Origin of the sequence: Marisediminitalea aggregata (genome assembly GCF_900129565.1) — a bacterium.
GTDB lineage: Bacteria > Pseudomonadota > Gammaproteobacteria > Enterobacterales > Alteromonadaceae > Alteromonas > Alteromonas aggregata.
The window spans coordinates 137,941-152,749 of sequence record NZ_FQWD01000005.1 but is presented as its reverse complement, the minus strand read 5'-3'; the positions used below and the strand labels follow the sequence as shown (position 1 = coordinate 152,749).

At 51.9% G+C, this 14,809-nt stretch carries 15 protein-coding genes; 13 read left to right on the top strand and 2 right to left on the bottom strand.

Annotated elements, in window-relative coordinates; all coding sequences use genetic code 11:
* Nucleotides 1-163: 163 nt before the first annotated feature.
* Nucleotides 164-859, top strand: a complete 696-nt coding sequence (locus tag BUB81_RS14885) for a response regulator transcription factor (RefSeq protein WP_073324136.1) — start codon at nucleotides 164-166, stop codon at nucleotides 857-859.
* On the top strand, nucleotides 849-2,075 hold the full coding sequence (locus tag BUB81_RS14880; protein WP_073324135.1) for a sensor histidine kinase: 1,227 nt from the start codon (nucleotides 849-851) through the stop codon (nucleotides 2,073-2,075). The genes BUB81_RS14885 and BUB81_RS14880 overlap by 11 nt, the downstream gene beginning before the upstream one ends.
* Here the strand turns inward: BUB81_RS14880 and BUB81_RS14875 are convergent.
* On the bottom strand, nucleotides 2,018-2,728 hold the full coding sequence (locus BUB81_RS14875; RefSeq protein WP_073324134.1) for a hypothetical protein: 711 nt from the start codon (nucleotides 2,726-2,728) through the stop codon (nucleotides 2,018-2,020). The genes BUB81_RS14880 and BUB81_RS14875 overlap by 58 nt on opposite strands.
* Nucleotides 2,729-2,828: 100 nt before the next feature.
* Here BUB81_RS14875 and BUB81_RS14870 point away from each other — a divergent pair, with 100 nt between their 5' ends.
* The gene (locus BUB81_RS14870; RefSeq protein WP_073324133.1) at nucleotides 2,829-3,542 is read left to right on the top strand and encodes a hypothetical protein; all 714 of its coding nucleotides are present in this window, start codon (nucleotides 2,829-2,831) and stop codon (nucleotides 3,540-3,542) included.
* Between the two features lie 58 nt (nucleotides 3,543-3,600).
* On the opposite strand, the gene BUB81_RS14865 is transcribed toward BUB81_RS14870, so the two are convergent.
* Complete coding sequence (locus BUB81_RS14865; RefSeq protein WP_073324132.1) at nucleotides 3,601-4,917, bottom strand: family 1 glycosylhydrolase; 1,317 nt, start codon at nucleotides 4,915-4,917, stop codon at nucleotides 3,601-3,603.
* A gap of 123 nt (nucleotides 4,918-5,040) precedes the next feature.
* Between BUB81_RS14865 and BUB81_RS14860 the strand changes: the two genes are divergently transcribed.
* From BUB81_RS14860 to BUB81_RS22185, 10 genes are all read left to right on the top strand, one after another.
* Nucleotides 5,041-5,940 carry a LysR family transcriptional regulator gene (locus BUB81_RS14860; RefSeq protein ID WP_073324131.1) on the top strand — a complete coding sequence of 300 codons (900 nt, stop codon included), beginning with the start codon at nucleotides 5,041-5,043 and terminating at the stop codon, nucleotides 5,938-5,940.
* Nucleotides 5,941-6,034: 94 nt separating this feature from the next.
* Entirely contained in the window at nucleotides 6,035-7,276 is a 1,242-nt protein-coding gene (locus BUB81_RS14855) for an amidohydrolase family protein (RefSeq protein ID WP_073324130.1), read from the top strand.
* An 11-nt stretch (nucleotides 7,277-7,287) separates the two neighbouring features.
* Nucleotides 7,288-8,865, top strand: a complete 1,578-nt coding sequence (gene mhpA, locus BUB81_RS14850; RefSeq protein ID WP_073324129.1) for a bifunctional 3-(3-hydroxy-phenyl)propionate/3-hydroxycinnamic acid hydroxylase MhpA — start codon at nucleotides 7,288-7,290, stop codon at nucleotides 8,863-8,865.
* Nucleotides 8,862-9,287 (top strand): GlcG/HbpS family heme-binding protein, encoded by a 426-nt coding sequence (locus BUB81_RS14845; RefSeq protein ID WP_073324128.1) that lies wholly within the window; start codon nucleotides 8,862-8,864, stop codon nucleotides 9,285-9,287. Before mhpA ends, BUB81_RS14845 begins: the two co-directional genes overlap by 4 nt.
* Nucleotides 9,288-9,289: 2 nt before the next feature.
* Nucleotides 9,290-10,192 carry a VOC family protein gene (locus BUB81_RS14840; protein ID WP_073324127.1) on the top strand — a complete coding sequence of 301 codons (903 nt, stop codon included), beginning with the start codon at nucleotides 9,290-9,292 and terminating at the stop codon, nucleotides 10,190-10,192.
* Between the two features lie 20 nt (nucleotides 10,193-10,212).
* Nucleotides 10,213-11,037, top strand: a complete 825-nt coding sequence (locus BUB81_RS14835) for a fumarylacetoacetate hydrolase family protein (RefSeq protein WP_073324126.1) — start codon at nucleotides 10,213-10,215, stop codon at nucleotides 11,035-11,037.
* A 4-nt stretch (nucleotides 11,038-11,041) separates the two neighbouring features.
* Nucleotides 11,042-11,938: an alpha/beta hydrolase gene (locus tag BUB81_RS14830; protein ID WP_073324125.1), complete on the top strand. Its 897-nt coding sequence runs from the start codon at nucleotides 11,042-11,044 to the stop codon at nucleotides 11,936-11,938.
* Nucleotides 11,939-12,061: 123 nt separating this feature from the next.
* Nucleotides 12,062-12,538: a hypothetical protein gene (locus BUB81_RS14825; protein WP_073324124.1), complete on the top strand. Its 477-nt coding sequence runs from the start codon at nucleotides 12,062-12,064 to the stop codon at nucleotides 12,536-12,538.
* 74 nt (nucleotides 12,539-12,612) lie between these two features.
* Complete coding sequence (locus BUB81_RS14820) at nucleotides 12,613-13,590, top strand: DUF4350 domain-containing protein (RefSeq protein ID WP_245819233.1); 978 nt, start codon at nucleotides 12,613-12,615, stop codon at nucleotides 13,588-13,590.
* 232 nt (nucleotides 13,591-13,822) lie between these two features.
* The coding region (locus BUB81_RS22185; protein ID WP_175555821.1) for a hypothetical protein at nucleotides 13,823-14,809 on the top strand (987 nt) is incomplete at its 3' end.

Below are 14,809 nucleotides of genomic sequence, written 5' to 3'. Positions count from 1 at the left end.
TTTTATAAATACAAGGTCAGAGACCACTTTGTGCGCGCTTTTTTATATCGCTCGCAACCGCTTCACCCTGATTTCACCCTATCTCGCTTACACTTTTCACCTTGTTCACTATGCCGAGGTTTGATAGCGTCAGCCTGGCAGGGACCACGTAAGGGCAAACAGCATGAATAAGTCGATAAGCGTATTGTTGGTAGAGGATAATCTGGCCATTGCCAAACAGGTTGTGGGCTTTCTGGAAGGGCTGAAGTGGCAGGTTGATTTTGCCGCCACCGGCCAGCAAGGTATCGATCTCGCTCTGTCACAACAGGTCGACGTGATCATTCTCGACTTAAATCTGCCTGATATGGATGGTCTGGATGTGTGTCAGCACATAAAACAACACGCTACCCGGATTACTCCCGTGCTCATGCTTACTGCCCGCGATGCGTTTACCGATAAGGCAAAAGGCTTTGGCCAGGGCGCCGACGACTACCTCACCAAGCCGTTTGATTTTCGCGAACTGGCACTACGGGTCGAAGCCCTGGCGAGGCGTCCACAGTTACACACCAACACCCAGGTGAGCGAAGGACACCTTACTCTGGATACGCGCGCCAAAACCGTACAATGGCAACAGCAGCCGGTAACGGTAACCGGCGTGGGTTTTAGTATTCTGCACAAGTTGCTGATGGAGTACCCTTACCCGGTCAGCCGCAGCGACCTAATCACCCATATCTGGGGCGATGAGCCGCCGGAAAGTAACGCCCTGAAATCGCACATGTACAGCCTGCGAAAAGCCCTCGAAAAAGCCAGCGGCCAGCCGCTACTCGCCACCATTAGTAATATCGGCTACAAATTAACAGGGCTCGACCATGAAGCTTAGTGGTATTCAGGCGCAGTTGTTTATTGCGTTTGGCAGCCTGGTGCTGGTGATCAATCTGTTCTATACCCGCCTGAGCGTATTGTTTGTAAACGTTACCGAAGACATTGTGGCGTCGCACCTGTTGGATCAGGAAATACAGCGCTTGGAGCAACACTGGCTCAGCCAGAAAACCGTCACAGCGCTGTCTTCTTCGGCGTTTTCATTAAGTGATATTCCCAACGAAAAAAACTGGGGGCCGGCTGCTATCGACAACAACATGATGGTGAGCCGACAAGCCGACGATGCCGCGTATTTCAAAGCCTTTGTTACCGAAGGATTACCTGCCGGTGGCGTGCGTATGCAAGCCTCCGCACTGACTCCGTTATCGAGTTTTACCGACGTGTTTAGCGTCTTTTTATTCAGCGCCTCTGCAGCAGCTATGATACTGGCTATTTTAAGTACCTGGTTTCTGGCATCCCGGCTGGCGAAACCGCTGCAAGCGCTGGCCGAGTCAGTGAAAACCCAGGCGCCTGACGCACCTTGCACCATTGCCGGTACCGAACGCCAGGATGAAATCGGCACCCTGGCCACCACGTTTACCACTACCTACTCGGCGTTGCAGGACGCCTGGCAGCGGGAGCGTGATTTTACGCACGACGTCAGTCATGAGCTGCGTACGCCTATTACACTGTTAAAAAATACCCTGGCTATTCATCCTGAAACTGTTGCCAATGATACCGAGCGCCAGTTGTTAGAGCAGGCGACTAACACCCTGCAACAAACCGTGGAAGTGCTGCTGGCGCTGGCCAGAAAAGAAAACCTGCAATTCGGTGCCGTTGCCGTCATGCCGGTGCTCGAACGGGTATTGTTAGCCATTCACCATGTCCACCCGGAACTCATATTCGAAGCCGAGTTGAAGGTTGATGACAACGCAAAGGTAATAGGTAACGCCTATCTGATGACCTTGCTGTGTCAGAACCTGGTAAACAACGGGGTGTATCACGGCGGTGGCAGAGGTATGACCATTAGCCTGGCAGACGGCCAATGGGTATTTGAAAACCCCCTCGCCGATGCCCAGGACCGCCCCTACTACCAGGGCTTGGGGCACGGCCAGTATCTGGTTAAGCGGATTGCCAATGTGATGCAGTGGGATATCGATTTTCAGCAGACCGAAGCGTGCTATCGGGTGGTGTTAACCCCGCGCATGGCTGAAGACGAGGCGGTAGAAGCAGAGTGACTCTGTAACTTACCTCGCAACAACAGACTGCCAAGCCAGCAGAACCAGACAATTTGCAGTAAGCCAAATAGCAGTCCGGCGATGGCGAGTGCCGGTACCAGGGTCAGCGCGCCAATCGCGCCTACCATCATACCAAAACGCACGACCATTTTAGGCGCCATGTTATAGCGCTGCATGCTCATATTCACCATGAGCATCCAAATGCCGCCGACCCATTCGACGCCGTCGCCAAGCCCCATCTGAATGGCAAAAATAGCCGGCCAGATTCGCTCGACCTGCTCAGCCGGTTGCATGATTAAGTATTGAATTGTGAGCACAGCAATCAGACCACTGGCAAACACATAGGCCGCCCACATATAACCCAGTAAAGCGCCCAGTAGCTGAAAATGCCCGGATTGCTGATACGCGGGCTGATACAGGCTGCGGTTAAGCACTAACAGCGCGATGCCGAACAGCACAAAAATAATCAGGTACCACAACTGGATCAACCGACTATGTCCCAGAATGGCGTTCAGGCGTTCATCGGCATCAGTATTGATATCCGGCATTACCGCCATGATCATCACCAACCCCACCACATAGCACAACGCACACACAAAGGCTGCCAGTCCACCGGCGCGTTGACGCGTTAAGGGTATGGATGAATTCACCATTATGTACCGTATTCCTTTATCTTCTTGTTGCTATTTCACCCCCGCTTTACCGCAGCGGGTGCAAACTGATTTCAACGTATCACTTTAGAAGGAACATCACATGAAGAAATCAGTATTGAGCTGTTGTTTATTCCTGCTTGTGCCCGGCGCAATGGCAGAACAGGTTTACAGCGATCCTAACCCGGTCACTCGTTCATTGGTATTACAGCATGAAGAGGCCGTAGTAACTGCGGGTGCAGGCTATGGTGAGTCGCACAATGGTGAGAGTATCACAACGCCGCTGTTGGCGTTTGCTTATGGTGTAACAGATGATGTCACCATTGGCCCACTCGGTGTGCGCTATCGGTTTAACGCGTTTGACAGCGGTAATCAGCCCAACCTGGAACTGGTAGCAGAAGGCGGCCTAATGGGCTTCTACGAGTCTGAAGAATTTGGCGATAGCTTTGCTGTTGGCGCGGGATTCGCCGGCAAGTACAGCCTCTCTTCTCAGTTCGCCTTCACCTTTGGCGCGCATTACGTGTCATGGATAGAAGACGAGCGCGACAATCGCAGCGAAGTGCGCGCCAATGGCGGCATGTTGTACCAGGTACATCCGAAACTCACATTGTTTGCTCAGGCAGAGTACCGCGAGTTGAAAGGCTTTGCTCAGGACAATGCGGTAAATGCATCGGTTGGCGGTATCTGGAATGTATCACGCCGCTCTGAAGTGACATTTGCGGTTAATTATGATGATTTTGAACCGGCCAAAGACGGCTATGAAGATGACTCACTGGCGGAGTGTATGATGGGGATCAGCTATACCTATCGTTATTAAGCTGACAAACCCAAAGGGCGCAGCGACGGGGAAAGGGCACTTTTCCCCGCCGCTACTTTTATACGCGGTTTCGTTTCACAATGGCCGCATATTCATGAGCGCTCGGCTTAGCCTTACGCTCAAAGGTGTTGCGATCGACGGTGTGCAAGCCAAAGTGCTCGTCATAACCGCTGATCCATTCGTAATTGTCCAGCAGCGTCCAGTGAATATACCCTTTCACCGGCACACCACCTTCGATAGTGTGTTGCAGGTTGCGCAGAGACTCGCGAATAAACCAGGCTCGCTGTTTGTCGTCTTCCGTGCCAATACCGTGCTCTGTTACCACAATCGGCTTTTTGGTTTTGTCGTAGGTGTACTGCACACAGTTCGCCAGCGACGTGGGTTCTACCCAATGGCCAGAGTGATTGAGCTGCGCTGTCGCAGGAATGGGTAATTTGCCATCAGGCCCCCACTCGACGCGTTCGTAGTTTTGCACCCCGATAAAATCGGTTTCATCAACCGCTAACCAGGCGCCGTAATTGTAGTCGCGCATTTTATCGCGCATAGCGTCACCGCCTTTGGACTGGTCATCCAGCATTGCCAAAGTAAAGCCGACATCCAGATTACTGCGCTGCGCCTTAATGGCCTCACGAGCCAGCTTATGACCTATTAGCAATTGCTCATTGATGGTGTCCAGGTCGCCTAATCGCGCCGAATTCAAGCCACAAAAATACTCGCTGTTTACCGCTTTCGCAGCGGCTGTCAGCATCTTGTCCTGCATATCCCAAACAAAATCAGGCACACCCAGCACTTTTAATAACCGCAACAGGTTCGGCTCATTGAACGTGACCGCATAGCCAATGCCATCGGCCAGTTGCGCTGCGACTTTGGAACAGTAATCGGCAAACAATGCCGGTGCCTGCTTGTTCGTCCAGCCCCCCTGGGCGGCGAACCATACCGGACTGGCAAAGTGGTTAAAGCTGACCAGTGGAATGAGATTGCGTTTGTGACAGCCTTCGATAATGCGTTTGTAATGGTCGATCATGGCCTGGGAGTACAGGCCGGGCTCTGGCTGGATACGCGCCCATTCAATGGAAAAGCGATATGCGCTGAATCCCAGCGCCTTACACAAGTCGAGGTCCTGTTCCCACAACATAAAGCTGTTACAGGCGTCACCAGACGGCTCTTTGAATAAGGTAGGCTTTACATGTTCCAGCAACCAAATGTCTGAATTGACATTGTTACCCTCAACCTGGTGACCCGCACTGGCTGCTCCCCAGAAAAAGTTGTCCGGAAACGGCTTCCCGGCTTCACTTGCCGAACTACCGCTTTTTGCGAACAACGGTGCACTCACCGTTGCAGAGGCCATGGCCAGAAATTGACGTCGATTAATCATACTGCGCTCGAATTCATTACTTTTTGATAGCGTGATTGTAAAAATATCGTGAATAACGTGACAAATAAAATAATAATTTTTATTGTTAATATAGTTTCAGACTATACAAAGAGAATTCAGGTAATGAGAATCGACCCCCGCACCCTACGTTTATTCTTAGCTGTTTGCCGCGAAGGCACCATTAGCGGAGCGGCTCGCGCCGAGCACCTCTCGCAGCCTTCCGTGTCGGTTGCCATTAATCAGTTGGAGCGGGTGCTGCAAACCACGCTGTTTACCCGTAACCGCCAGGGCATTGAGTTAACCCAGGCGGGGATTGCGCTGGAAATGAAAGCCCGCGCAGTGGAAAGCCTGTTACACAGCGCTCAGGAAGAAATTCAGCTGCTCGCCGAAGACATTGGCGGGCCATTAACCATTGGCGGCACGCCGGGGGCACTGTCTACCACCATGGGCCGCTTTATTGGCGGCTTTTCCGCTGAACATCCACGTTTCAAGCTGCGCATTCTCGAACGCCCCGACGCCGTTGTGCAAAACATGTTACGCAGCTATGAAATAGATTTAGCCATCGTTACGTCGGGTATGCGTGAGTCGAACGAAGAGTTTCGGGAGCAACCCGTGCTCAGCGACCCGTTTTCAGTCATTGTTGGGCCAGGTAATGAGCACCTGGGGGACGCCGTTCAGCTGAGCAACCTCACCGATATGCATTGGGTACTTCCCGACGCGGTAGGCGGCTTTCGCAAACAAATCGATGCCTTGTTCATAAACAGTGACGCCCGACTCCCCGCCAATGTCATTTTGTCTGACTCCATTTTGTCGACCAAAGCCATTGTTAAGCACAGCCAGTACATCACCATTCTGCCAAACGAACTCGTGAGTACCGAAATCCATGCCGGGTCGCTGCGCGCAGTGCGCATAGAAGGGATCAACTTCCAGCGAAAAGTCGGTTTATTGTGGATGGCAGAACGACAGCTACCGCCTATCGCTCAGGCGTTCGTCGATTTTGTGGTCAGTCATACCAATCCATAGTTTTTACCTATACTTAACAAAAAAATAAATATTTGATCAAATATATCCTGCGGCCAAAAATAGCGATAGCCCAGACGTAAACAGGGACAATCTCATGCGAACTATCATAAAAAATGCCCGTATTTTCGACGGTACCGGCCGCAAACCTTTTCCCGGCTCAGTCGCGGTTGAAGGCAACCGTATCACCGATGTCAGTGAATCCGACATCACTGCAGCCAGTGGCGACCGCATTATCAATGCCGATGGCCGGGTGCTTATGCCTGGCCTGGTGGAAGCTCACGCTCACCTGACCTGGCCGACCTCGGTAGAAAAATTTGTACCGGGTATGTACTTACCGCCAGAAGAGCTGGCGCTGACAGCTGCGCGCAATGCCCGCATTCTGCTGGATCACGGTTTTACCAGTGCCTATTCCGCTGGAGCGCTCAGCAAGAAGCTCGAAATTAGCCTGAACGAACATTTAACCACCGGCGGTTTGCCGGGTCCGCGTCTTATTCCTTCCTCTGTTGAACGCGAGCCGCCCAATGATTCAGAACTGGATCCGGGCCAAGCCGACAAGCACGAGCACGGCCCGGAGGGCGTAAAAGCCTTTGTGAAAGAATGTGCAGACATAGGCGCGAAAGCCGTTAAATTCCTGATATCCGGCGAAAACGCATTAAAACCGGGCGCATCTCACGAATTGCTGTACTCGGAAGAAGAAATTCTCGCCGCAGGCGAACAAGCCAAAGCCAGTGATGTCTGGTTAACCGGTCACGCACACGCGGCGGAAGCCGTTAAGCTGGGTGTTCGCGCCGGATTCCGCGTGCTGTATCACTGCACCTATGCAGATGACGAAGCTATCGACATGCTGCTCGCCAATAAAGAAAACATGTTTGTTGCACCTACCATCGGTATTGTTCAGGCCACGCTGGATGCAACTCCGCCGCCGCACATGGACATGACATACATGAAGAAAGACGCCGCAGATGTAATGGCCCATCAGATTAAACTGGTGGCAAAACTCAAAGCCGGTGGCATGAAACTGCTACCCGGTGGCGACTACGGCTTCCCATTCAATCCGAATGGCCGCAATGCCCGGGATTTGGAATTGTGGGTTCAGCACTTCAACTACACACCAGAAGAAGTCCTGCACGCAGCGACCCAACTGGGTGGTGAAATCATGGGCATGGGTGACGAGCTGGGACTGGTTAAAACCGGTTATCTGGCAGACCTGCTGCTGATTGATGGCGATCCTACTGAAGACGTCACCATCCTGCAGAACAAAGCGAATATCAGCCTGATTATGAAAGACGGCGACGCTTACAAACTGCCGCTGTCACTGCTGACTACCGCCGCTTAGGAGCCACACATATGTATGATATTGCAATTATCGGCTGCGGGCCGGTAGGGGCACTTGCGGCCAATTTTCTGGGTAAGCAAGGCTGGAAAGTGCTGGTTGTCGAGCGCGAAGCGAACCCGTATCCACTACCCAGAGCGGTGCATTTAGATCACGAAATGGTCCGACTGTTCCAGGACATCGACCTGCATCACACCATTCTGCCAGACATGCGCGACACCGAAGGTCACCTTCATGTTGGGGCCGACCACGGCGTACTGCGCTATATGGGAACGTCGGGTAAACCGCGTCCGTTTGGCTGGTCTAACGATTATTTTTTCTATCAGCCTGAACTGGAAGATCACCTGCGCAGTGCCCTTTCTCGTTTCGAGAATGTCGACGTAAAACTGGGTACCGAACTGATTGATCTGCACAGCACTCAGTCTAGCGTAACGCTGACTCTCGTATGTGACGGCGACAAATACACAGCGGGCGCTAAGTATGTCATTGCCTGTGATGGCGCGCGCAGTCAGGTGCGCAAAGCACTGGGTGTCAAACTGGATGACCTGCAGTTTGAAGAACCCTGGCTCGTGGTTGACGCAGAAGTGGATGGGCCGGTTACGTTTCCACCTATCGCGAACTTGCCGGATGACTGTGACATTCAACAGCTGTCGGTAATGATGTGTGACCCCAACCGTCCGGCTACCGTAGTGCCCGGCCGGGGCAACCACCGCCGCTGGGAGCTTATGCTCAAACCCGGCGAAGACGATGATGCCATGATGGAGCCAGACAACGTAGCCGCGCTGCTGAAGCCCTGGCTGCAGGATGTGCCACACAAGATTGTACGCGCTGCGACGTACCGATTCCACGGCCTGGTTGCTGAACAATGGCGGGTGGGTAATGTCTTTCTGGCTGGCGATGCCGCGCACCAGACCCCACCGTTTTTCGGTCAGGGCATGTGCCACGGTTTCCGCGATGCAGTAAACCTCAGTTGGAAGCTGGATCTGGTATTAAAAGGCCTGTCCCCTGACAGCCTGCTGGATACTTATCAAACTGAACGCGACCCCCATGTGCGGGCAGTCATCAATGCCGCTGTCGATGCCGGCCGCTATATTTGTATGCTCGACCCGGAACAAGCAGCCCAGCGCGATGCCATGATCCGCGAAAAAGTGAAACGCAACGAGCTGCCAACCACGGCTGCCGATTTGATTCCCCCAGTGCGCAATGGCTTAGTTGCCAGTGGCACGACCAAAGCCGGTGCACGATTCATTCAGCCTTGGGTGGAACTGGATGGCGAGCGCAAACTGCTGGATGACGTCACCGACGGACAATGGCGATTATTGGTAAACAGCCAGCGTTTGTCGAAGAGCAATCAGACACTACTGTCTGCCTTACAACAACAAATCGATATTCAGGCCACCCTGCTAACCGACCTGGAATGCGATGCGCTGTCGACCTGGCTGGCAGATGCCGATGCGCAAGCCGTATTGCTGCGTCCCGACCACTATGTGTTTGGCACCGCCACTGAATCATCACTGGGAGAATTACTGAGCACGCTGGCCAACCAGCTGTTTTCTTCCTCTCCGTTAACGTCACAGGAAGCCGCGCAATGACTCTGACCCTACAACAAGCAGAATGCGTAGCAAACGCGACGCTGGCCTATGCCAGCGAAAACAATGTAAAGCCACTTGCCGTGGCGGTACTGGATGCGGGCGGCCATGCCGTGGTGTTTAAACGCCAGGACGGCGCCAGCCTGTATCGCGGCGATATTGCAAACGCGAAGGCCAAAGGCGCTCTCGGCATGGGCTTTAACACCCGGGGCATTGCCGAAAAAGCCAAAAACAACCCGGTATTCTTCAACAGCCTGACCGCCATACCCGGTATTGAAATCGCCTTATCACCGGGAGGCAATTTAATCAAAGCGCCCGACGGCACACTGCTCGGTGCCATTGGCATCAGTGGTGACACCGGTGATGTTGACGAACAATGCGCAATAGCAGGTATCGCAGCGCTGCAATTTAGCGAGGACAAATAATCATGCGATTACGCAGTATTGAACTAGTACTCCCGAAAGCCGCCGATGCTGCGGACTTTCTGGTCAATGTATGGCATACCAAGCTGGCGGCCAGTCCGGCCGACGCGCGTACGGATGCCAAAGCCAATACCCATTACATTCGCGGTTCGGGTAGCTTCCCGTATCTGGTTGCACTGGAAGAAGGCGAGGAGTCATTCGTTCGCAGTGTGACCTTTGTGTGCGAGCAAGCCGACATCGACCGTATTGAACAAAACGCTCGCGCCAAAGCACTCAATGTAACCCCTGAGACCTCAGCCGACTTAGGCGGCGGTCACGGGATCATCGTAGAGATGCCAGAGGGCGAACTATTTCGGTTCTTAACCGGCAGTGAAGAAGTGGCCCCCATCGACGATCCGGATTTACCGGTCAAGCTCACCCACGTTGTGTGCAACGCCGTCGATGCAGAACAATCCGGCTTAGCGGTAGAAGAGATCCTGAATTTCACCGTATCTGACCGCACCAAAGGCATGGTGTTTGTGCGTTGTAACGCGTCGCACCACAGCACCGCATTCGCACGCGCAGGATTCAATTCACTCAATCATATCGCGTTTGAAATGGCTGATATGGACGCCGTTATGCGTGGCGTTGGCCGACTGCGTGATTACGAATATGCCCCAGCCTGGGGACCCGGTCGCCACGGGCCCGGCGACAATGTATTTGCCTATTTTATTGCGCCGTTTGGCGCGGTTGTTGAGTTTTCAACGGCGGTTGAAATTGTGCCCGACGATTATCAAGCCGGTGCACCAGAAGACTGGACCTGGCCTGAAAACCGAATCGACCAATGGGGTATGTCTGACAAAGATTTCGCCGGCCTGAAGGACGCTGAAGCCAACTTCAAATTTAAACGCACCTGGCAGCCAGCCTGAACAGTAAGTGAGCAGAGATAATGAAATACGTAAGTTTTACCCTTAGCGATGGCAGTGCCGGATTTGGCCGCCTGCACGGTGACACTATTGAAGTACTGAGCAGCCACGCTGCTGACTTAAAAGCCGCTATTGATGCGGGCACACTGGCAACGCTTGGCAGCGAAGAGCAACTTGCTCTAGACAGCGTAACGCTGGCGCCCGTCATCCCAAATCCGGGCAAAGTATTTTGTGTGGGCCACAACTACGAAACCCACCGCCAGGAAACCGGCCGCGCCGCAACGGAATACCCGTCTATTTTTGTGCGCTTTGCCGATTCGTTAGGCGCACACAATCAGCCAATCGTCATGCCGAAAGTATCAACCGACCTCGATTACGAAGGCGAACTGGCGGTTATTATTGGCAAAGGCGGACGCTATATCAGCGAAGAAGACGCCATGTCACATGTAGCGGGTTACGCCTGTTTTAACGATGCCTCTGTGCGCGACTGGCAATGGCATAGCCGTCAGTTTACGCCCGGTAAAAACTTCCCAACCACCGGCCCGTTCGGCCCGTTCATGGTAACACCGGACGAAGCCGGCGATCTCTCCGAAGTGAACGTCACCACCAAACTGAACGATCAAATCGTTCAGCAACAGCCTATTGGTGATATGATTTTCCCTATCGCCACGGTTATTGCCTACATCTCCAGCTTTACCCCGCTTAAGCCCGGCGATGTGATTGCCAGCGGTACGCCGGGTGGTGTTGGTGCGAAACGCACTCCTCCACTGTGGATGAAACCAGGCGATACCGTAACCGTAGAGATTGGCCCTATGGGCACGCTTAGCAACACTATTGTGGCGGAGTAATACCATGAAACAGTCTGAGTCAGCGCGTAAGGGCATCGCCGCATTAGGCACCGAAATGGGGCCGGCCATGATGGAAGGTATGCTTGCCTTATTTGCAGAAGAGCAAACCGCCCTGGTTGCCCGCCAACCAGCCCTCGCCACTGACATTGCTTACGGTGAACACCCGCGGCACAGACTGGATATTTACGGTCCAACCGCTTTGCACACTGACCTTGCCGCGCGTAAAACCTCGTCGCGCCCGGTGCTGGTTTTTGTGCATGGCGGTGGCTTCCTGAAAGGTGACAAAGGCGATACCACCCGCTGGTACAACGCCTGCGTGGGTCGCATGGCCGCCGAACAGGGCATGCTGGGCGTCGTAATTAACTATCGGTTGGCACCTGAACATACCTGGCCTGCCGGTGCAGACGATCTGGCCGCTGCGGTAACCTGGCTTAAGCAGCACATTGCTGAGTACGGCGGTAACCCCGATGCGTTGTTTTTAATGGGCACCTCAGCAGGCGCAAATCACGTTGCAACCTACCATCAGCAATACAACGCACAACATGCGGTTAAAGGCCTGCTGTTGCTGTCTGGTCTTTACGGTGCCACTCCACTGGATGACCGGGACACGCTCTACTACGGCGACCACAGTTTATATGATTCCCGTATGGCCTTACCCAGTATAAGTAAGTGCCCACTACCGCTATTTATTGCTTGTAGCGAATACGACCCTCCGCGCTTCCAACAGGAATGGCTGGGCCTGGTGCATCAGCGATTCGCCCACAATCAACGCCTTGACCGAGCGCTGGTCTTGTCGGGACATAACCACTATTCCATTGCCGGCCATCTCGGTACCAGTGACACACGCCTGGCCGATGAAATCGTGTACTTTATCAACGACATTCTCAAACCCAACGGCTAAACCACGCCGCTGAACACTGTTTGTAAGGCTATCGAAAACCGTTATAGCAGGTATGCATAAATTCCGGTGTTGCTGTGCTATCTGCTCGCTTACTGTTAACAAAATAATTACATGGAGCAAGCTATGAACTCACCTACCCTACAAAGCTACGTGCGCACGGAAACCCTGATCGGTGCAGTAATTAATGCCCTATTCAGCGTGCTATTTGTGTTTTTGATTTTTTCCGGCCAATCACAAATAGGCATGACTGGAGAAGGCGGCCTGTTGATTGACTCAATTCCACAGGGACTCGCCATTGGCCTGATGGGCGCATTTTTCCCTTCATTTCTGACTCGCAAGCGCATAAAGGGCGGTCAGGTCAGCGTGGAAGCATCCGAACACGCTGCGTCTAAATTGCCAGCACATCCTTTTGTGCGGGCGTTATTGTTCGCCGTTGCCGGTGCAATTGCCTCTCTACTTTTGTTTGTGTTGCTATCAGCCCTGATTGGCAGCGTATCATTCACCCAGGCGCTGGCACTAAAAACAGTGTGGGGGGCATTATTAGGCGGCGTGGTGTCATACATTGCATTGCAATTCGCCTTACGGGATTACGCCGAATAGCTTGAGCTACTGAAGGGGTCTGGCGGCTCCAAGCGTAGGCGCATTCAAAGCCTTCGACCAATTGTGGTATGGTTATGGTGTCGCCAACTAAGCCTGTTTTTTCCCATCATTTTATGACCCAACTGTTCCGTTATATTTTGCTGTCACTGCTATTCCTTGCCGCTTGCACTGACAGCCCGCAGCAGGCCGACCCGAATTTCACTCCACAATTTCGTATCCAGACATATCAACCAACCAATAGCCCGGTAGTATTGGTCGACGAGGCGCATCATAACTTTCTGACGATAGATGGCCGATTCGCCCCATTTAAACAGGTCTTGCGGAGTGACGGCTTTTCTGTAAAAGCCAACACAACGCCCTTTACCGGTACCCAATTAGCAAAAGCGGATATTCTGGTGATTGCGAACGCACTGGATAAAGACCGAAGCGACTGGCAACCGCCTTACGAGTTAGCGTTAACACAACAGGAAGTTGATCAGGTCGTATTCTGGGTAAAGCACGGTGGAGCCCTGCTACTGATAGCGGATCACGCACCTTTCCCGGCAGTCATAGATAACCTCGCAAAGGCTTTTGGTGTTATTTTCACTAACGGCCATGTGAGTGCCTATACCTTTAAACGCAGCACTCATAGCCTTGCCGTTCACGCCATCACGTCGGGGCGTTCCGATGAAGACAAGACCACTGAAACCCCGATATTCATGCAGCCTGTGCCTGATGCCTCGATTACGCAGATCAAAACCTTCGGCGGATCTGCGTTTCAGCCACCAGAACAGGCGACGTCGTTGCTAACACTGGGCACAGGGACGGTTTCTCACGAGCCGACTATTCCTTTTCAGATTTCTGCTGACTCAAGAACGATATCAACCAGTGGCTGGAGTCAGGGAGCAGTTCTTGAATATGGCAAAGGCCGCGTTGCAGTGTTTGCCGAAGGCATGATGTTTTCATCACAGTTAGATACTAAAACCGGGCAAACTTATGGTTTACGTTCACAGGGCGCAGAGCAAAACGAACAGTTTATGTTGAATGTGATGCATTGGTTGGCTGTCGATTAGTTCGCAAGGTTAGTTGTAGTTGTAGTTGTAGTTGTAGTTGAAAAAATTACACCTATATTTAAAACCAAGTCGCCGGCTTGCAAACTTGTGGGCCTATATTCGTTTTGTTAGGTTAGATCAGACTGCGTATTCGTTTTCTCAAGCTAAGTTTGGTCTTGGAACCTCAGCGAGGAAGTGATTACAGCATATATGGATATCTGGTAGTCAAAAAAGGATTTATAAAGGAATTACCATGAACAGGAAAAGCTTATTCTTTGGGCTAGTCGCGATTACTTTCACTCAACCAGTCCTCGCAGCACTTACTGAGTCTTACATTTGTAGTTCATGCGATTACAACGATGCCAAGGAAGCGGTAAAACAGTTTTATGAGACACCTAATTGTTCCTGGAATAATGATGGTGGTTTTTCCCATGACATGACGTTCAGTTGCAATACATCGGCAAAAGATGTCATTGTTGCCAATCCGGTTACTCAAACAGCGTATAAATTTAATGTCACTGCGACTAATGCCAATAGCGACAGTGAAGCGCTATCTATTACTGCGACGGATGCGTCACTGACGTCAATTGAAATCGATTCCCTCGAAACGTTTTACCATATACACGCTGAATTTTTAAAAGCAGCCAATACCGTTGTTTATGCAAATAATTTCTATTCTGCATCAAGCCTTAAAGCTGCTAGTGCGTCATCATCTGCGCCTGGTATAAATGAGTCTAACCTATCACCACTCAGCTCAAATCAGCAGGGTGGAGATTGTTCTAATCACCCATCTCATTACATGACCGGACCGGGAGCTCAAAGGCGTATTCATAGAGAGATGAGAGAACAAATTGCCAGTAAAATTGGCAATGCTGACTGGGCGGATTTTAATGAAGATTATGATTTTACAGGCTTAGGCTTTAGCGTCAGTAAAGATGGTGGCGGAGTCAACCTGGGTTGGTCCATCGAAAAGCAGGGAGTTTATGCCATAAAATACTATGGTGTAGACAATGTCTTATCTTTCAACGTCAGATATAAAGGAGAGTATAAAGAAAATGGTGAAAGAAACCTTTTACTAGACTTTAGTTTAGAAAGAGGCGCATCTTTAGTCGATGGCATACCATATGCGACGTTTTCAAGTGGTAACTTCGCAGATTTGGTGGACGTACTAGTCTCTTCTTGTTTGTTAGAAAACTTGGCAGGTATGGCCAATAGTATCGAAATTAACCTGGGTGATGGT